Here is a 19,929-nt window from a genome sequence, read left to right on the forward strand (position 1 = left end):
CGTTGTCATATGCCCATTTCCTGAACAACGGAATAAAGAAGCGACACTCCCGCAGGAATTAAAGCATCCGGAAAGACATAATCCTCGCTGTGCAAAGTAGCGCATGTCTCGCCGCTGCCCAACCCCACCATTGCCGCGCGGCCATATGCCGCATAATGCGCAAAGTCCTCAGACCATCGAAAAGGAGCCTTCGGCTCGAATACGGACAAACGGGCCCGACCCGCTGCCCTGCGCACCAGTACGCAGGCTTCCTTGTCATTGGATACCACAGGGAACACGTCCTGCCAGTTCCAGCTGACCTGTAAACCGTGTTGCTCCGCAATCATCCGAACCAGGTCGACCGCATCATGAGTCCATCGCGTCATGGCTTCGTTGGTATCGGTTCTTAACGTGGCCCAGACCTCGGCCCGGTCGGGAATGGAGCCGAAATGCTTTTCGCCGAGTCTGGCACCGATAATGGTCGCCATACGCATGCCTGATGCGGACGGATCCGGGCTATCGAGATTTTCCAGCTCCTGGATAAGCCGCGACACGGCCATGGCAGCGCTGACCCCCAACTCAGGATAACTTGCATGACCCGGCTGGCCTGTAAAAACGACTTCCAGTCCACGTGAAGCACAGCACATGCTACCCGCACGCACCACAACCTGCCCCAACGGCCATCCCGGAAGATTATGCAGCCCCAAAATAAACTCGGGTCGCAATGCGATAAACCGCTCATCTTTACAGACTGTCAGAGCACCCATGCCGTTCTCTTCGGCAGCCTGAAAAAGCAGAACGATCCGTCCACACATTGGAGCTTTTCTTTGCAACGCCAGGGCAAGACCGGCCAGAATAGCCATATGCCCGTCATGGCCGCAGCGATGAGCGGCGCGGACCTTTTCATCCGATCCCAAAGCCAAAGGTACGGCGTCGAGTTCACAACGCACCAGAAGCGTCGGCCCTATGCTCGTGCCCTCATAAAGCATGGCCATACTGCCTCCGGCATATTCCTGGCAGACCCATTGCGGAGCATGGCTCTTGAAGAACCGCTTCAACAGCTCCCGGGTTTGCACCTCCCTTCCCGGCGGTTCGGCACAGCTATGCAATTGCCTTCTAAGATCGATCAGCAGATTCAGTGTTTGCGGTGGAAGGTCATTAAGTCCGGACATCATGTGTGCATGATCCTTAAATGAAAAAAGTCCTGACCGCTGTATGGGCCAGGACTTGAAACAAGGCTAGTTTTCATCCGGAAACGGTCCTTTTCCCCAATCTCTGCGTCAATCTTCCCACTTGCTTGTGACTTGGGCCATCCCTGGCCCTCGCCCTACGGGCAGCCGGAGGCTGTCCATTGCGCATCCTGCTCCATGATGCGGCGTAAAAACTACGCCTCCGCGCAAATGCTCGATTTTCTTGACCTTGGGAAAAATTACTCATTTCCCTTATGAAAACTACGCAGTGTGCAGCCTGAGTTTCCGGCTGCACACAAGGCTAAAAAACCGATCAGCCTTCAGCGGTAACCGGTCCGATGACGGTTTTGATTTCGGAGATACTGTTGGCTGGGAAACCCCCTTTTTGGGCATGTTCGAGGATTTCTTTTTCGCTGGGTGAAATATATACGCAATAAATCTTATCGGCCGTCACAAAACTCTCGACCCACTGAATTTCAGGCCCCATGTCTTTAAGAATCGCAAGCGAACTCTGAGATATATTCTGCAGATCCTCAGGGGTAAGGTTACCTGCTCCGGGGATTTCCCGCTCGATGATGTACTTCGGCATGACCTGTTCCTTTCCTTGGCAGCAAGAGATACATGACACAACGATAGACACTACTTATCAAACGCTGTTACATAATGCCGATATTCAAAAAGTCTTGCAACGCAAAAATAGATCAGGCGTTTTCCCGGCCTGCCGATATAAGCATCTGTCGGCGCAACCATGTACCGTTAACGCTGACGATGTACTCGACTTCCTGTTCCGTCAACTCTCTGCCGCACGCAATGGCATGCCACTTTTCCAGACAGCCGCGACAACAGGTGGCCGTAGCATGCTGGGCCACAAAAAAGGGATGATTGCGCATGGGCGTCTGCCGGCCATCATTGTCCGGTCTGGCGGGAGCCAACCTGGCGTGGACAAAATCGCGACCGTGGGACAGTATCGTCTCCAGGCCTTTTTTCTGCAGATAATTCATCTCCTGTTCACGCAGGAAAAAACGGCTGCGGAAACGTGAGCGCTTCAGCCGCCGGAAAAGCTCTTCGGAGGACAACATCAGTGGGTACTCTGGAAAAAATGAAGAGTGAGCAGCGCCCGGGAAACGCTGCTCACGGAGTTAACGCAAAAACGGCAGGATCATTCCTTAATCCGCGAGATCTGGATATCGGTGCCACTTTGCTGCGCATTTTCGGATAATACGACAGTCTTGACCGTATGGCCGGATTCTATCGTTATGGTGACCATTTTCCCTGTAGGCATAGCCATTTCAAAGATGCGGGGCTGTTCGTTTTTAAACTCATCCTTATAATACTGGGCCACCTTCTCGATGGGATCGGCACTGTGCACCGATACCGACAGCACGGAATCGGCGCCATCCGTGCCCTCGCCCTCAACCTGCAACGTCCCCCCCTGCCCGGCGCTGGCCCCTGGGTAAAGGGATACACCGAGATCGTCAGGCAAGGCCGTTGTGCCGTATGTCATGGTTGCGGTACCGTTTTCACTGTTTACGGTTACTTTGGTTCCATCATCCGTGACCACGGTTTGCTCTTCCTTTTTGCCGCACCCGAACATCATGACTGCCATACCGACAACCGCCAACGTTACTTTAAAGTTCATTTCCTCTTCTCCTTTTCATCTGCAATCGATGTCACGGACCAACCGTCGCATCCGGTCTAAAAGGCTAAAAACATCCCTGCAACAAAGCATACCCCACTCACAGAGTAAACCAACCGTCCAGAATGGGAAAATACAAGGCCGTGCGAACATGGCATCCTGGCTCCAAGGCCTGAAACAGGCGGGCATAAAGTTCCAACTGGCCTTTATAAATATGAGCTTGCTGTTCAAAAAACACGTCATCCGCCATGCCCTTGCTGTCGCCGGTTTTATAGTCGACAACCCAGCGCACCCCCTCTTTATCAACAAACGTGCGATCGATTTCGGCATGGATAATACGGCCGTCCAGCACCCCGGACAGAGAAAGCTCGCAGGCGGATTTTTCATGTTTTCCGAGAATCCACCGCCCTCGATCACTGTTCAAGGTATTGGACACCGCCTCAACGATGCGATCCGCCGCCTGCATACAGCGATCAACCGCCACTCCCATACGGCCAAGACGATGACACAGCGTCGGCCGTTCCTTTTCAACACGACCAATCGACCAATGCTCAAGGCCTTCATTGGCGATACGCTCCAGACAGGCATGCACCAGAGTGCCGATATGGCGACCATCTTCCGTTTCCGGCATGAGCGTCGTCCCCTGAGAGTGATGGGCTGTCGAAGAAGGGCTCAGCACCTCCATGGAACTTTGTGCGGATGTCGAAGGCAGTGCGGGTAAAACCCAGTCGGAACCGAGCAGCCGCATCTGCCTGACGGTTTTCGGGGCATCGGACGAATCCGTGAGCTCAGGATTCAAACCATCGAAACGGTCGCCTACGGCCGGCCAGAGTTTTTCCAGAAAAGAACCGCCAGACGGACGAAACTCCCCGTCCCTGGAGGGCCTGGCATAGCCCAGCAAATGCAACCGCTTTTTGGCGCGGGTTGCCGCCACATAGAGGACCCGGGCGATTTCCAGGTCGCATTTCTGTTTTTCAACACGCCCGATCGCATCGTAAATAGGATCGCGGCTCTGGCCATCCAATGGAGCCAGGGGCGCCAACAACAACCCCGTCTCCGGCAGTTCGAGCCAGCGCATCAGAGGGGCGTCTTCGGTGCGAGGTCGGCGGCCCAGACCCGGCAGGATAACGGTGTCGAACTCAAGGCCTTTGGCCTTATGGATAGTCATGACCTGGAGAGTATCGTCAGCAGCGGGATCGGGAGCGGCAAACAGCTTGGATAGCTTATCGGCCAGACCCTCCATAGGCAGCATATCCCCGCCGTAATCAAGCTGATCCAGCAGACCGAACAACGCTTCGGCATCGACCAGACCGGCATCATCCAGACACCCAGGCCCGCCAAGAGCCAGCCAGGCCCCTTCAACCAGCATCCGCAAGGATACCCTGCCGCGCTGGGACAGAGACTGATTCAGTACCCCCAGGCAGCGTTCAACCCGCATGCGGCCATCGGCCGACATCCGCATAAGCCGCTGCGGCTGACGCAGCAATTCGGGCAAGGTGGCATCCGGAGTTTCGCCGCACAAAGCGTGCAGATCGGCCAGACTTAATCCGCACCATGGCGCGCGCAGAACAGCCAGCCAGGCCACCCGATCGCCAGGATGGAGTAACGCACGCGTCAGAGCAAGTAAATCCTGCGCGACCGACCGATCGGCCAAAGCATCGATTTCCTGGGCGCGAAACGGCAACCCGGCTTCCCGAAACGCTGTGAGAATCTGGCTGAGATGGGTGCGCGCACGCACCAGCACCGCAACGGTTCCCTCCGGATCGGCGCGGCGCGCCTGGCGCACCAGGTCCACAACCTGCAAGGCCTCGGCGCGGTCATCCCGCCCCGCCATAGGATGACAGGTCACGGCCGGCCCATCCAGAACATCCCGCGCCGCCACCGAAGCAGCATAGGTCACGCTGCCCAGTGCTTCATCCTCACGAGGGGGGAACAACTCCGGGAAAACCCGGTTGACCCAATCGACGACCCCCGCCTGGGACCGGAAATTCGTACTCAGGTACAGAGCTTCGAGTCGCAACTGATGGATGCCGTGATGCCGTGCCTGCAGATAAAGTCCGACTTCGGCCTCCCGAAAACGATAAATGGACTGCATGGGATCCCCGACCAGAAACAGACTGCGCCCGTCACCCTGTTGCCATCCGGCGGTCAGTTTTTTCAGCAACAGGAACTGTCCCCAGGAGGTATCCTGAAACTCGTCCACCAGGATATGGCGAATTCGGCTATCGAGATGCAGCAGCAGATCGGTGGGAGCATCAACCTCGCCAAGGGCCCTGCCGGCGGCCAGCGCCACCTCGACAAAGTCGCACTGCCCCTGTTCCTTGAATACCAGCCACAACTCGGCGACGGCCCTCGGCAGCAGGGTGGTCAGGGCCTCGAGAACCTGCCATTGGTCCGGCTCATAAACCACGGGCGGCAGCGAGCGGACCTCGGCAAAAAGCTCCAGTACGCCTTCATCGGCGGCAAGCGTTTCCAATAAGCGCGCCATCTCCTTTTTCATGGAGGCCGCCGGTTCCTGTTTGCCGGGAGGAAAACCGCAATTTTTATCCAGCCGCTTGCGCACCGTACCGCTGCGAGTCAGCACTAATTCAGCAAGACCGCGCCAGATCGGCAGGGCATCGGCCGATGCCGCTGGAAAACCGTCCAGACCGGACAGAACATGGATGCCGTTTTCGATCCCCAGGGCCTGTACGTTGGAACCGGCAAAACATCCCAGATGCACCATGGCATCCTTCTGCTCAGGATCCAGCAGGCCATACAGTCGATCCAGCACGCCTTCTACCAGACAGCGCAAGCCCCCTTCAAAAATCTGCCGCCGCTGTTCGGGCTGCTGCCCGTAGATATGCCGTAACCATTGATCGCGCCGGGCCAGCATACCGACCAGCAGTTCGCATAGCCGCTCCATGCGGTTGTCGAGGTGACTCAGAAGCAAGCAGGCCGCTTCCCCATAGTTGTCAGGGCCCTCGGCAAGCTTCAGCACCCTTTCAGCGGCCTGTCGGTAGAGCTCCCTGGCATCCTCAACAATCGCGGCCTGGGCACCGAAGCGGGATAACCAGGGCATGCGCCGCACCAGAGATGCGCAAAAGCTGTCGATGGTCTGCACCGCCAGGCGCACGGGATTCTCAAGCAGGCGCCAATCATGGCGCGCATCGTTTTCCAACACCGCCCTGGCCAGGCGCCAGGTCGTACGGGCATGCTCCGCCTGTGGTTCCGGTTGACGGGCCGCTTCAAGCGCCCGAACCAGGCGATCGCGCATTTCGCCGGCGGCTTTGCGTGTAAAGGTAATGGCCAGCACCTCTTCAGGCTGTTGCACGCCACCCAGCAAAGCCAGAATGCGTTGGATGAGCAATTCGGTTTTACCACTGCCTGCAGGAGCTTGCACGATAAAGGACCGGGCAGGATCGAGCGCCTGTCTGCGCGCATCGTGATCGGGGGGCTGTGTCATACGCAGTTTCATGGCAAAACCTCGTCCTCGGCAAAATCATCCCTTTCGGAAATACGACACAGCGGTTGCAAATCACAGCGATCGCAGGCCTTTTGAGAATTGATGGGATCGACAATGGCCTGACCGTCGCAAAAATCCCTGCCGAGCTGCTGCAGGGTCCGGCGCCAGAAAAGCAGCAGATCCTCCCAGGTTGCAATATCCGTTTCCGCTTCGAGCTGCCGATGTCCGTCGGTTGCGGCAATCCCCGGAATCAGGTCATCGTCCCTTCCGATACCGATAAAACCGCTATCGCCGCGGCGAACCTTGGCAAAGGCCACGGCAGAGAGATCGGAGCCGGTGCGACCAAGGGTATAAAGCGGCAATTGCGGCTCCACGGGACGCGCTCCAAGCCAGTCACGGACAGAAGCCAGTCCGGTTTTATAATCGATAATGACCTGGGAACCGTCGGCGAGTCGGTCGATGCGGTCGATCCGCGTCTGCAACGTCAAAGGGCCGAATTTCTCCCGATGCCAGGCCTCAAGCGTATCGACGGTAAAGGTAGGGCGCTTCGCCTCGATAGCAAGCCACTCTCCAAGCAAAGCCAGCAGGCGCGAACTTTCCAGATGTTTCTGACTTTTGGAAAACGGCACGCGACGTTCCGCTTCAAGTTCCTCCAAAGCCTGATCGATATACTTAACCAGCAACTGTTGCAAGGCAGCTGAATCCAATGCCGTCAAGCTTTGCCAATTGCCGATATCCTTCCAGAACCATTCCAGAACGCGATGCACCAGGGATCCCCTGTCCAGGCCGTCAAATCCGAGACTGGCCGTAGCCAGTGCCCGCGCACCCAATCGATGTCGGGCGAAAGCGCGAAAGGGACACAGCGCCTGATCTTTGAGAATCCCGGTTCCGCCGGAAATCCTGGAGCCGGCCTCTATAGGTGGCCCGCTGCTGTCCGCAATCTGTTCGAGTCTCCCCGCGACAGCCTGAATCAACGCTGCCGGTTGCCGGCTTTCGGCCAATACGGGCACGATCGGCGGCAGCTGGTGAATCAGGGGGCTTGGCTGACGTTCGCGACCGTCCAGACCTTCGGGCCAACTGACCACCAGCTGCGGTGCCGCATTCAGCAGACGCTGAGCAACTTTGTGCGCAAAATCGAGTTCGCGGGCGGCATCGGCATGGGGCATTTCAAGACGTCTCTGTAATGCGACCGGAATAAAGGGATGAGGACGTGCCGGGGCCGGGAACACGTCCTCATGGGCACCCAGCACCCACAGGGCATCAAACTGCATGCCAGCCGCTTCCAATGCCCCCAGAACCTGCACACGTCCTTCCGATCCTTCCGGTTGGAACACGGCATCGGCGGCCAGGCGCCGCAGTAAACGCAATGCTTCGCCACGTTTCATCGGGGCACTGACCGCATCGAGGCAGGCCATGCCGGCCAGAAGCTCCTTCCAGGCCGTAAAAACCTGATATTCACGACTGTTGAAAGGGCGATCTTTAGACCATTGGCAGGTTTCGAGAAGTGTGGCGAAATGCCGGGCCCAGGCGCCGGGCAATCGCGGTTGGGCATCTTTCAACAAGCTGTCGATCATTTCCAGCTGACGGGAAAAAAGGTCGCAACAACCCAGCTTTTTTTTGAATCCCCGCCGGGCATGGACCATTGCCTGTTTCAGCGGCAACTGCCCCATGCGTAAATTGCGCAACTCCCGATCCAAAACGGCCCTGGCATGCTGCTCGGAAAGATGTCCCCACACAAACGGCGAGCGCAGTAAATAACTGAGGCTGTCCAGCGAAACGGTTCGCCCCAGCGATAAAAGCTCAAACGCGGTGGTAACCATCCCCTCATTCAGCAACGGAGTTCCCAGAGACAGATTGAAAGCTTTTTCAGCGTCTGCGCCGGGTAGCAGCGCTCCCGGCGAGAGTTCTTCCCGGAAAATCCTCTGCAACCGGCTCTGATAGGCGGTCATATCCAAAACCACAACACCGATGCGCTCAGCCTTGCCTTCCAGCAAATGCCGCACCCAGCGAGCACAACAACGCACCTCTTGTTCGACGTCGGCATAAGCGACGCGGCCACCGACCTGGTCCTGGCAGGCAGGAGGGAGCCACCGCCTAACAGCCGTACCACGCTCCTGCATGATCTGACATAATCCCTCGATCACCGGCGGCAAATCGTCAAAACCGGCCAGCCAGACTTCAGACGGCAACAGCAGTTGCCCCCCTTGCAACGCCTCTAAAACCCGTCCAGGCAGAAGCGCCGGATCGTTCCAGCCTCCCGCCCTGCACAACTCCCGCCAGCGCCGTCGCCAGCGCAAAAACGTCCGGTGATCCTCACCGGCCTGCTCCGAATCAAAATCAACGCCGTACTCACTCAACAACTGATGTGCCCTGGCAGCTTCCCTGGCAGCTTCGGGAACCCGCAAAAGACCGGCGCCCATTGCGCTCAAATCATCTTCGATGGCCCGTTCCCAGAGCCTTAGCGCTTGCAGCGGCTCAAGAGTTTTGCCGTCAAGGCCCAAACGCTCAGCCATCTGTCGCTGCCAGCCGCCGCAGGCATATACAGCCGGAGAAATCCATGCGCTGCAGCCCTTATTTTGTTGCTGTCGGTCATAAGCCTGTCGCAGATAACGGGCCAGGCGTTTATTGACCGTAAGGACCATGGCCCCTTGTTCGAGACGTGCAAGCAATGCATCCAAAGCTACATGATCTATTTGCATGATGTTATGTTTCCAAACTTAAAAAACGCTCTCCAGCACAGATATGCCGCTACGGCACCCAAACTGTTGGCAACCATATCGGCGAATTGGGCAACACGGTAGCCGCTCAAAGCCTGAGCCCCTTCAAGGATCCCCCCATAAACGATAGCGACTCCCAGGGCCCGACGCCAGGCACGTAAAGCTCCCCATAAGGGAGCCAGGGCCCATCCGCCCAAAAGGGTAAAGATTGCATAGGCGAAAGCATGCTGCGCTTTATCCCAGGACAGCACTTCATGAATAATTTTCGGGGGCGCAGAGACCAGAGAAAGCACGAGGATGATCAAAGCAAAAGCGACAAACAGTATGAGCCGCAAATTTACCGAAATCTGAATCATAAAAAAACCTTCAAGAGATAGTGATTGAACAACCGGTGACAGAACGAGGAGTCGATCTTACTCCATAAATACCAGCCTCCCGATGACCGATCTACGGTATCCTATTTTTCTTTAAAAAAAAAGCTGTAAGGAACGTTGCTAATTATCGCTATCACCCCTTGCAAAACCTGTGATATTTGCTTGCATGTAATGAGTTAGGCTGGTGACTCACAACCCATTACGGGAGGAACAAACCATGAATGGAATAAATCAGGCATTGAAAGTCGTCGTTATTGTATTGCTGGGAGTTCTCGTTATTCCCTTGAACAGCGATGCCGACAGGATGCGTGGCGGGTCCGGATACCATATGATGGGCTCGGGCATGATGTCCCAACTTACGGCCGAGGAGCAAAAAACCGTCAACGATCTGGTCCAGAAATATCACGGCCCCATGATGGAGCTCAAGAAACAACTGTTTGCCAAACGCGCCGAGCTTAACGCCGTGATGGCGCAGGAAAAATTCGATGCTAAAAAGGCTCGTTCCCTGAGCAAGGAGATCTCCGCGCTGCAATCCAAATTCATGGATCAACATGCCGAGATGTTTATCGAAATGCGCGAAAAAGGTGTTTCCTACTATGGCACCTGCATGTCGGGCGGTAGAATGGGACACGGTATGATGATGAATGATGGCATGATGGGCCGGGGTATGATGATGGATGGTCGTATGATGGACTCAGATATGATGAACCAGAACAGGATGCAGCCAGAACAGGAATAAACTCAGTCATCAACTCTCCGCACAACGAACGGTTGTCATAAACCGCCAGGCGGCATGTCGAATCATCTGACATGCCGCTTTTCTATCCCCTTCCTCTCTATCAATTTGCAAAAAAATGGCCGCTGTTCAACGGCCTCCAATACCGAGCTCCGAACAATGGCCACAATTTTTTTCAATTCCATGCATTTTCTCCGTAAGCCGGACAAATACGCAGGGCCCTTACTGCTCCTCTGACTATTACAACTTCACGCGGCGAAGCCTGAGGGCGTTGCTGACCACCGATACGGAGCTGAAACTCATGGCCGCAGCGGCAATCATGGGACTAAGCAACAAATCGAATACCGGATAGAGCACCCCCGCAGCGATGGGCACGCCGAGGGCGTTATAGCAAAAAGCGAAAAACAGGTTCTGCCGGATATTACGCATGGTTGCCAGGCTCAATGAGCGGGCGCGGACGATACCGCGCAGGTCGCCCTTGACCAAAGTCACATCGGCGCTTTCCATGGCCACGTCGGTACCGGTACCCATGGCGATGCCGACCTGGGCCTGTGCCAGAGCCGGAGCATCGTTGATACCGTCACCGGCCATGGCGACGAAACGTCCGTCTTCCTGCAATTCCTTGACTTTTAGCGCCTTGTCCTGAGGCAGCACCTCTGCCCGAACCTCATCAATATTCAATCGATCCGCTACCGCTTTGGCCGTGGTGAGATTATCCCCGGTAAGCATAACGATACGGATGCCGCTTTGATGCAACTGCCTGATGGCTTGGGGCGTTGTTTCTTTAATGGGATCGGCTACCGCCAGTAAACCGGCAGGCTGGCCGTTTACCGCTATGAACATCGCAGTCTGACCTTCTTTTCGCAAAGTTTCTGCCTTGCTCAAAAGGTTTTCCGCATCGATGTTCCTTTCCTTCAGCAGTGCCTGCGTGCCCAAAACCACCTCTTTCCCATCGACCCGACCGATCACCCCTTTACCGGTAAGGGATTCGAAGTCGTCAGCCTTGGTCAATTCAACCTTCCGGTCCTGCGCACCTTGTACGATGGCCTCCGCCAGAGGATGCTCGCTGCCACGCTCAAGGCTCGCCGCCAGGCGCAACAGCTCATCATCCTCCATGCCGGTGGCCTCCACGGCAACCAGTTTGGGTTTGCCTTCGGTAAGAGTGCCGGTCTTGTCCACCACCAGGGTATCAACCTTACGCAGGTGTTCGATGGCCTCGGCGTTCTTGAACAGCACGCCGAGAGTCGCTCCCTTACCGGTTGCCACCATGATCGACATGGGAGTAGCCAACCCGAGGGCACAGGGGCAGGCGATGATAAGCACCGCCACGGCATTGATCAGTGCATGGGCCATGCGCGGCTCGGGGCCGGCCAGGGACCATACAACGAAAGTGATCAAGGCCACCGCCACCACCGTCGGCACGAAATAACCGGCCACCATATCGGCCAGTTTTTGGATGGGGGCGCGGCTGCGCTGCGCTTCGGCAACCATCTGCACAATCTGGCTTAACAGGGTATCGGCCCCAACTCTTTCGGCCTTCATGATAATAGAGCCGGTCTGATTCACTGTCGCTCCCGTGACCGGTTCTCCGGGCTGCTTGCCCACCGGCAGGGGCTCGCCACTGATCATGGACTCGTCTATGCTACTGGTGCCTTCGAGGACCACACCGTCGACAGGTACTTTTTCGCCAGGACGTACTCGCAACCGATCCCCGACTTCGACCGCTTCCAGGGGTACATCCTCTTCATTGCCGTCATCGTCAATGCGGCGTGCGGTCTTGGCCGCCAGACCTAACAATGCTCGGATCGCCTTACCGGTCTGACTGCGGGCACGCGACTCCATAACCTGTCCCATCAATACAAGGGTGGTTATGACGGCAGCCGCTTCAAAGTACACGGCCACCTCCCCTTCCGGTCCACGAAAGGAGATGGGAAAAAACTCCGGCCAAAGCGTGGCCACAATGCTGTAAAGATAGGCCACTCCGACGCCCAGCCCGATAAGGGTGAACATATTCATGCTGCGATTCACCAGCGACTGCCAGTAACGCACCAGGATCGGCCATCCGCACCACAACACTACCGGCGTGGCCAGAGCTAATTCAATCCAGTTCCGGGTATATGGATCGGCCAGGTTTTTAATCCAGCCACCGATCCCAGGAATGAGTTCGCCCATGGCCAGCAGCAGTACGGGAAGAGAAAGGACAGCCGCCACCCAGAATCGGCGTACCCAACCCTTCAATTCGGAGGTATCCTCTTCCTCCTCGAGGCTGATAACTTTGGGTTCGAGATCCATGCCGCACTTGGGACAGCTGCCCGGACCGATCTGCTCCACTTCCGGATGCATGGGACAGGTGTATTCCCTCCGATCATCCTTGCTTGCTGCTTTTCTTTTTTCTTTCCTAGCTTTATCCAGATATTCTTCAGGATCTTGTTTAAATTTTTCCAGACATTTAACGGAGCAGAAATAATAATCCTTACCTTGATGTTCCGTTTTTCCGGCAGCTTTTTCAGGAATAACATCCATACCGCATACTGGGTCTTTCATGGCAGGCTCCTATTTCTGAGCAAAAGGGGTCCTTTGCGCTTTCTTTTGCGACAGCTACTTCACCACGTGATGGGTATGAAACTGACGCACCTTGCCGTCTGCCAGTTTCGTAGCAATGCGAAAATGCCAGAGACCTGGACGATCAAGGCTCACATCAACACCGAAATGGCCCTGCATGCCCATAAGTTTAACGGGTTTCGCTTCCACTTGCTCCGGGTCGGTGATTTTGACCGCCACAGTACCGCTATCGAGGGATTTCCCAGTCTTTGCATCGTTGAACATCACCATCAGGTGATGGGTCGCCTTATGCCCACTAGGCAAAACCTCAGGGTCGATAGGCATCAGGTGAAACATGGCCTTGACTCCGTCCACTTCCTGTTGACCGAGCATGATCATGCCACCTTGCATCTGTTGCATACTTCCATGGTTCATATCCATCGACATATCATGCTCTGCAGCCAATACAGGTGTTGCGAGCAGGGCACCGCCAACGATCAGGACCGCCACCCAACCCATTATTACGTGTTTCATTTCTACCTCCGTTTTGGTGATATGAGCCGGCTGTCAAAACAGGCGGCTTTTCAGTTAGTCTTCAAGTTCTCCCTGCGCCGTTGGCTCCAGGGTCGTATCAAGCTTCCTCCCGCGCCACAGATAGTAGATGACCGGGTAGACCATCAGTTCCATGATCCCCGAGGTCACCACCCCGCCGACCATCGGCGCGGCGATCCGCTTCATGACGTCGGCACCGGCACCATGGCTCCACATGATCGGAAGCAGGCCGGCGATAATTACGGCAATGGTCATAACCTTAGGTCGGATGCGCTTGACTGCGCCGTGGTGAATGGCCTGCACCAGGTCACCCCGGGTGCGCATGCGGCCGTTGTCGCCCCACAGCTTATGGGCCAGGTCGAGATACAGCAGCATCACCACCCCGGTTTCGGCATCGAGGCCGGCCAGGGCGATAACCCCGACCCAAACCGCAACCGAGGTGTCGTAGCCCAGCAGGTAAAGCAGCCAAAAAGCTCCGACGAGTGAAAACGGCACAGCCAGGAAAACGATACCGGTCTTTATCAGGCTTTTGGTGTTCAGGTACAGAATCAGGAAGATGATGAGCACCGTCAGCGGTATGACCAGCATGAAGCGTTCTTTGGCTTTTTCCATGTACTCGTACTGACCGCTCCAGACCAGGCTGTAACCGGAAGGCAGTTCGATATTTTCCGCTACCGCCGCTCTGGCTTGCTTGACATAGGTACCGACGTCGATCCCCTTGAGATCCACGTAAATCCAGGCGGTCCGCCGGGCATTTTCGCTCTTGATGGCTGGCGGCCCCTTGCGGATTCGGATATCGGCGATCTGGCCGATGGGAATATGCTTGCCCCCGGCGATGGGGATCAGTACCCTCTTCAAGGCCGGCAGATCGTTGCGATAATCCTGCAAATAGCGGATATTGACAGGGTACCGCTCAAGCCCTTCAACCGTCTGGGTCACGTTCATGCCGCCTACGGCACTCTGAATGATGTCCTGCACATCGCCGATATTCAGTCCGTAGCGGGCGGCCTGGTCACGATCGATCTCGAAGTCCAGATAGTTGCCTCCCACCACACGTTCCGAGTAAGCGCTCAAGGTTCCGGGCAGGGTCCGCACCAGGGCCTCGATACTCTCGCCAAGATCACTGAGGGTCTGCAGATCCGGGCCCATGATCTTGATCCCCACCGGCGTCTTGATGCCGGTGGAGAGCATGTCAATGCGGGTCTTGATCGGCATGGTCCAGGCATTGGTCAGTCCGGGAAACTGAATAGCCTCATTCAGTTTTTCGGTCAACTGCTCCACGGTGATGGTTTCCTGCTCGGCCCAGACCAGGCGCAGCGGTTTTTTCAGCCATTCCGTCCAGTCTGGCCAGCCACTGTAAAAACGCTCCACCGGCACCTTGCGCCACTGCTCCTCCGGCTTGAGCATGATGGTGGTTTCGATCATCGACAAAGGCGCCGGATCGGTGGCGGACTCAGCCCGCCCGACCTTGCCGAACACATGATGCACCTCGGGAAATTGCCGGATGATACGGTCGGTCTGCTGTAGCAACTCCTTCGCCTTGGTGATGGAGATCCCCGGCAAAGTGGTCGGCATGTAGAGCAGGTCGCCCTCGTAAAGCGGCGGCATGAACTCGCTGCCCATCTGCGACAATGGCCAGGCGATGGAAAGCATAGCCGCAAGGGCCAGCACCAGCGTGGTTTTGCGCCACTTGAGCACCAGGTTGACCACCGGGTGGTACAGGCGGATCAACAAGCGGTTGATCGGATTGGACTCCTCCGATTTGATCTTGCCACGGATAAACCAGGTCATGAGCACCGGCACGATGGTGATCGACAACAGGGCTGCCGCGGCCATGGCATAAGTCTTGGTATAAGCCAGCGGTTTGAATAATCGGCCGGACTGTTCCTGCAAGGTGAAAACCGGTACGAAGGATACGGTAATGACCAAAAGGGAGTAAAATAGAGTCGGCCCTACTTCCTTGGCTGATTCGAGGATGACCTCGGCCCGCGATTTGTCGGCTGGCGCCCGTTCGATATGCTTGTGAGCGTTCTCGATCATGATGATGGCCGCATCGATCATGGCGCCGATGGCTATGGCTATGCCGCCCAGGCTCATGATATTGGCATTGATCCCCTGCCCCCCCATGATGACGAAAGCCATGAGGATTGCCACCGGCAAGGTAAAGATGGCCACCAGGGCGCTCGGCAGATGAAAAAGAAACAAAGCCGTCACCAGGGCCACCACGATACTTTCTTCGATCAATTTTTCCTTGAGGGTATCGACAGCCCGTTCGATAAGTCCCGAGCGGTCATAGGCGGTTTTGATATGCACCCCTTCGGGCAGGCCCGCCTGCAACTCTTCCAGTTTCTTCTTGACGTTTTCGATGGTTTTCAGAGCATTTTCGCCGTAACGCATAACAACGATGCCACCGACGGTCTCGCCGCGACCATCGAGTTCCGCCAACCCGCGCCGCAGTTCCGGTCCGACGCGAATCTGGGCCAGGTCCCGCAAAAGAATCGGCGTTCCTCGACCATCAGTACCGACGACAACATTTTCCAGATCGGCGACCGACTGGATATAGCCGGGACCGCGCACCATGAATTCGGTTTCCGCCATTTCCACCAAACGTCCGCCGACATCGTTGTTGCTGCGCTGGATGGCCTTTTTGATCTGCGGAATGGTGATGTGGTAAGCCAGCAGGCGGTCGGGATCGACAGCAACCTGGTACTGTTTGACGTAACCACCGATACTGGCCACCTCGGAGACCCCTTCCACGGCGGTCAGCTCATAGCGCAGAAACCAGTCCTGGATCGAGCGCAGCTGCTGTAGATCATGCTTGTCGCTCTCCAGTGTGTACTCGTAGACCCATCCGACTCCGGTGGCATCGGGCCCCAGACTTGGCGTCACTCCCCGTGGGAGTTTGCCCGAGGCATAGTTGAGGTATTCGAGCACCCGGGAACGTGCCCAGTAGAGATCGGTACCGTCTTCGAAAATGACGTAGACAAAGCTGTAACCGAAAAATGAATAACCCCGCACGACCTTGGCCTTGGGCACTGCCAGCATCTGGGTGGTGAGCGGATAAGTCACCTGATCCTCCACCACCTGCGGCGCCTGTCCGGGGTATTCGGTGAACACGATCACCTGCACATCCGACAGGTCGGGGATCGCATCGAGCGGTGTGTTCTTCAGAGCGTACAACCCGCCGACGATGAGAAACACCGTCAGCAGAGCCACCATGAATTTATTGCAAATCGACCATTCGATAATTTTTTCGAGCATAAAAACCGTCCTTAGTCATTGGTCATCTGTCATTGGTTAAATGCCAAAAGCCCCGATCATCGTTGTTTAAACAAATGACCAATGACAAAGGACAAATGACGATTTTCCTGAAAAGACAAATGACGATTGACCCTTATTCAAACAGTGCCTCGAGATCTTCCTCCGGCATATCGTGCCCGGCATGATCCTCGGACGGCGAAGACTCGGTTGTTTTCGGCTCCAGCATCTTCTGGATCGCCTCGCGCAGTTTGCTTTCCGAATCGAACAGGAACTGGGCGCTGGTCACCACCGTCTCCCCTTCCAGAAGCCCCTGGGTGATTTCGGTGAAACCTTCCTGATCCTGTACGCCGGTCTTCACCTGGCGCGGCTCGAACTTACCGTCACCCAGAGCGACGAACACCGTCTGTTTCTCTCCGGAATTGAGCACGGCTTCGCTCGGCACAGCCAAGGCATCCTTGACTTCCATACCATGAATCCGCACATTGACGTACATGTCGGGTTTGAGTTCCAGACCGGGATTGTCGAATACGATCCGTGCCTTTACCGTACGGGTCTGGGGCTCCACATAGGGATAGATATAGTCGATGTTCGCCTTAAGGGATTGGCCGCCTACAAAAGGCAGGATCACTTCGGCCTCCTGCCCCGTCTCGATCCAGGGCAGTTCGTATTCGTAAATATCCGCATAGACCCATACTTTGGATATATCGCTGATCTGAAAAAGCTCCTGACCGGCCTTGATAAACTGGCCGGGCATGGCCATCTTCATAGTCACCACCCCCTTGGAGGGAGCGTAGAGGGTCAAGGTTTTGTGCACCTTTCCGGTTTTTTCCAAACGGCTGATCTGCCGTTCGCTGATGTCCCAATAACGCAGGCGTTGGCGGGCCGCCGTCAACAGACGATCGCCCCCGGCAGCAATTTCTTCAAAGGAGCTGTTTTTCAGCGCATCCCTGTTTCGCAGGGCCAGCAGATATTCCTGCTGGGCCGAAACCAGTTTGGGGCTGTAGAGTGCCAACAGCGGCTGCCCGTTCTTCACCATCTGCCCGGTTTCGTCGACATACAATCTCTCGATCCAGCCGTCGACTTTGGCGTTGATGGAGGTTACCTTCGGCTCGTCATATTTAATGGTGCCGACTGTGCGGATCTTGCGATGCATATGGCGACGTTCCGCTGAAGCCGTGCGCACCCCCATGTTCTGGGCAGTTACCGGATCAATGGCGATGGTCGCGCCGCTTGGGGCCTGGTCTTCATAGACCGGCACCAGGTCCATGCCCATGGGCGATTTACCCGGCTCGTCGCGGATGTAGGTCGGGTCCATCGGCGCCACCCAGTACTTGATCTTGCGTTCTCCCTTGGGCTTATCGCCCTGCGGCACATCTGCGGCCTGCATTTGACCGGTGGTTCCCGATTTGACGGGGGTGAGAGCCATGCCGCAGATGGGGCAGTCACCCGGTTCATCGGTAATGATCATCGGGTGCATACCGCAGGTGTATTGCTGCCTGGCGATTTGAGTTCCTTCGACGTCGTGAGATGCATGCTCCGCAAGGGAGCCCGCCCGGTGCACGCCGTACCAGACACCGCCGACGGAGAGAAAAACGAAAAGGAGGATAAAGAAAAACCGTTTCTTTAAAGGAGTCATGCTTTAATCCTTTATATAAACAATCAAGGTAGAGGGGCACCTGCTGTAAAAAGCAAATGCTAAACCGGCCTCACGCTCGTTCGCTTTGCTCACTCAAGCCGCAAAGCCGCAAAGAACGGCAAAAAGCAAATCCTAAAGGGTTTTCTTGGCGACTTTGCGTCTTGAGCGACTGTAAGAAGCGGGCGTGAGATAGCCTTTGAATTTTCAGTTTGTCCATTGTATTTGCCCTCTATTCCTGAGAAGCGAATGTCACCCCCACCGCCGCTTCCAGCCGGGCGACGCTACGCTCGTGGTCACTCAGGGCACGCTGATAATCTATCTGATAACGATAAAGGGTCATCAGCCCATCGAGAAGATTGAGAAAATCGGTATCACCGACCTGATAAGCCGCCAGGCTTGCTTCAAAACTCTGTTGGGCCTGGGGAATGACGCCCGTTCGATACAACGTCACCAGATCTCGGTCTTTCTTCATTCGGGCCACCTGGTCGATAATCGTGGAATCGACCCCATTGCGCATGTCAGCGAGCTGGCTCCAGGCCATGCGCAGAGCCGAATCCGCTTCGGCGACCTCAGCCCGCCGCTTGGCCTGCCACAAAGGCAGATTGATACTCACCCCGGCTGAAATAAAATCGCTGCCTGCGGCCGGATCTCCCGGTACCTCTTCACGGACCCGATACCCTGCGAAAACATTGAAATCCGGATAATAATTGAGTTTGGCTAATTTGCGCTGCGCCTTATAACGGTCAATCATCGCTTCATAGGCGGCAAATAGAGGTCGATGGGTGCGAGACAAATCGGATAACCGGTTTATCTCTGCATCGATCTCCGTAAGAGACAAATCATCGGGCAACGACAACGTTGCATCAATAGCTCGGCCCAGCAATCTGTTAAGATCGGACAGCGCCGAGATGCGCTGTTGCTCCAGGCTAAAAAGCTTATCCTGAAGCTTCGATCGTTCCACCTGGGCTTTAAGCACATCCTGCTGTAAACCGGTTCCAACGGCGTAACGGGTTTCCGTCAGACGAACGAAATCCTTCAAAAGGGTGATATTTTTGTGCGTGATATCTATGGCCTGTTCTTTAAAATAGAGTTGATACCAGGCATCCTTGACCTGCTGAACCAGACGCAGGCGGGCATCATCGTAAACGCCCCGATACCATAATGCCTGTTGTTCAGCCATTTCTCCCTTGGCCGCCAACTTACCCGGGAAAGGAAACATCTGCGACAGCTGTATTTCCTTGCCGGTCATAGGGGTCTCATCATCGGCAAAACTGTCTATGGGATAATTTGATAATGCGAAGCTCAAACGCGGATCGTCCAGACTGCGGGACGGAATGACCCGATGTTCATACATTTCCCAACGCGCTTTGGCGGATTGCAACTCCGGGTTATTGGCCAAAGCCTCTGCAATCAGATCACTCAACAGGCTATGATCGTTTTCGGTGGCAACAGCACCTGACGGGTTCGTTTCCAGAGCTGTGACAGGTGTCACCGCCAGCATGGACAGAACCCCTGCCAACAGCACCCCAACCGATTGAATCCCGATTTTCATGGATTCCCTCCTTTGAAGTATTTTCGAAAAACACTTCATTAACTATAGCCCTGATTGCTGGAAATACGAGGACTTGCGAGCATAGTACCGATGCTTATTGAGGGTTCAGCTGTACTATTTTAAGTACAATCTGGAAACCATCGAACCGGTGTCCACACAGCCTCAAGGAGGCTCCGTCATAAACCAAAGAATGCGTCTATAACCGAATCATGGAACATCTGTTTTTAAGGGTTATCGTAAGAAAAACTATTACCTGTAAGAGACAGGTAGGCGGTCTCCAAAAATCTTCACCAGGTAAATATGTAACCAC

13 protein-coding genes are annotated in these 19,929 nt (G+C 55.6%); 1 reads left to right on the top strand and 12 read right to left on the bottom strand.

Features of this window, described 5'->3' with window-relative positions; genetic code table 11:
• Positions 1-5 precede the first annotated feature (5 nt).
• The 7 genes from PCAR_RS09505 to PCAR_RS17850 all read right to left on the bottom strand — a co-directional run bounded on the left by PCAR_RS09505 (position 6) and on the right by PCAR_RS17850 (position 9,323).
• Positions 6-1,154, bottom strand: coding sequence for an amidohydrolase (locus PCAR_RS09505; protein WP_011341438.1), 1,149 nt, complete (start codon positions 1,152-1,154; stop codon positions 6-8).
• A gap of 328 nt (positions 1,155-1,482) precedes the next feature.
• Positions 1,483-1,758, bottom strand: coding sequence for a DUF4242 domain-containing protein (locus PCAR_RS09510; protein ID WP_011341439.1), 276 nt, complete (start codon positions 1,756-1,758; stop codon positions 1,483-1,485).
• A 112-nt stretch (positions 1,759-1,870) separates the two neighbouring features.
• Complete coding sequence (locus tag PCAR_RS09515; protein ID WP_011341440.1) at positions 1,871-2,248, bottom strand: DUF4186 domain-containing protein; 378 nt, start codon at positions 2,246-2,248, stop codon at positions 1,871-1,873.
• Positions 2,249-2,328: 80 nt separating this feature from the next.
• On the bottom strand, positions 2,329-2,808 hold the full coding sequence (locus tag PCAR_RS09520) for a hypothetical protein (RefSeq protein ID WP_011341441.1): 480 nt from the start codon (positions 2,806-2,808) through the stop codon (positions 2,329-2,331).
• 97 nt (positions 2,809-2,905) lie between these two features.
• The gene (locus tag PCAR_RS09525; RefSeq protein WP_011341442.1) at positions 2,906-6,262 is read right to left on the bottom strand and encodes a UvrD-helicase domain-containing protein; all 3,357 of its coding nucleotides are present in this window, start codon (positions 6,260-6,262) and stop codon (positions 2,906-2,908) included.
• Positions 6,259-8,949, bottom strand: coding sequence for a PD-(D/E)XK nuclease family protein (locus tag PCAR_RS09530; RefSeq protein WP_011341443.1), 2,691 nt, complete (start codon positions 8,947-8,949; stop codon positions 6,259-6,261). The genes PCAR_RS09525 and PCAR_RS09530 overlap by 4 nt, the downstream gene beginning before the upstream one ends.
• Positions 8,940-9,323, bottom strand: a complete 384-nt coding sequence (locus PCAR_RS17850) for a VanZ family protein (RefSeq protein WP_011341444.1) — start codon at positions 9,321-9,323, stop codon at positions 8,940-8,942. The genes PCAR_RS09530 and PCAR_RS17850 overlap by 10 nt, the downstream gene beginning before the upstream one ends.
• A 235-nt stretch (positions 9,324-9,558) precedes the next feature.
• Between PCAR_RS17850 and PCAR_RS09540 the strand changes: the two genes are divergently transcribed.
• Complete coding sequence (locus PCAR_RS09540; protein ID WP_011341445.1) at positions 9,559-10,080, top strand: periplasmic heavy metal sensor; 522 nt, start codon at positions 9,559-9,561, stop codon at positions 10,078-10,080.
• Between the two features lie 237 nt (positions 10,081-10,317).
• Here PCAR_RS09540 and PCAR_RS09545 read toward each other — a convergent pair whose 3' ends face one another.
• The 5 genes from PCAR_RS09545 to PCAR_RS09565 form a co-directional block, all read right to left on the bottom strand.
• Positions 10,318-12,621, bottom strand: coding sequence for a heavy metal translocating P-type ATPase (locus tag PCAR_RS09545; protein ID WP_011341446.1), 2,304 nt, complete (start codon positions 12,619-12,621; stop codon positions 10,318-10,320).
• A 54-nt stretch (positions 12,622-12,675) separates the two neighbouring features.
• Complete coding sequence (locus tag PCAR_RS09550) at positions 12,676-13,152, bottom strand: hypothetical protein (protein ID WP_011341447.1); 477 nt, start codon at positions 13,150-13,152, stop codon at positions 12,676-12,678.
• A 54-nt stretch (positions 13,153-13,206) separates the two neighbouring features.
• Positions 13,207-16,431, bottom strand: coding sequence for an efflux RND transporter permease subunit (locus PCAR_RS09555; protein ID WP_011341448.1), 3,225 nt, complete (start codon positions 16,429-16,431; stop codon positions 13,207-13,209).
• A 133-nt stretch (positions 16,432-16,564) separates the two neighbouring features.
• On the bottom strand, positions 16,565-18,067 hold the full coding sequence (locus PCAR_RS09560) for an efflux RND transporter periplasmic adaptor subunit (protein WP_011341449.1): 1,503 nt from the start codon (positions 18,065-18,067) through the stop codon (positions 16,565-16,567).
• Between the two features lie 229 nt (positions 18,068-18,296).
• Positions 18,297-19,619 carry a TolC family protein gene (locus PCAR_RS09565; RefSeq protein ID WP_011341450.1) on the bottom strand — a complete coding sequence of 441 codons (1,323 nt, stop codon included), beginning with the start codon at positions 19,617-19,619 and terminating at the stop codon, positions 18,297-18,299.
• Between the last annotated feature and the right edge of the window lie 310 nt (positions 19,620-19,929).

The organism is Syntrophotalea carbinolica DSM 2380, from assembly GCF_000012885.1.
In the GTDB taxonomy this organism is placed as follows: domain Bacteria; phylum Desulfobacterota; class Desulfuromonadia; order Desulfuromonadales; family Syntrophotaleaceae; genus Syntrophotalea; species Syntrophotalea carbinolica.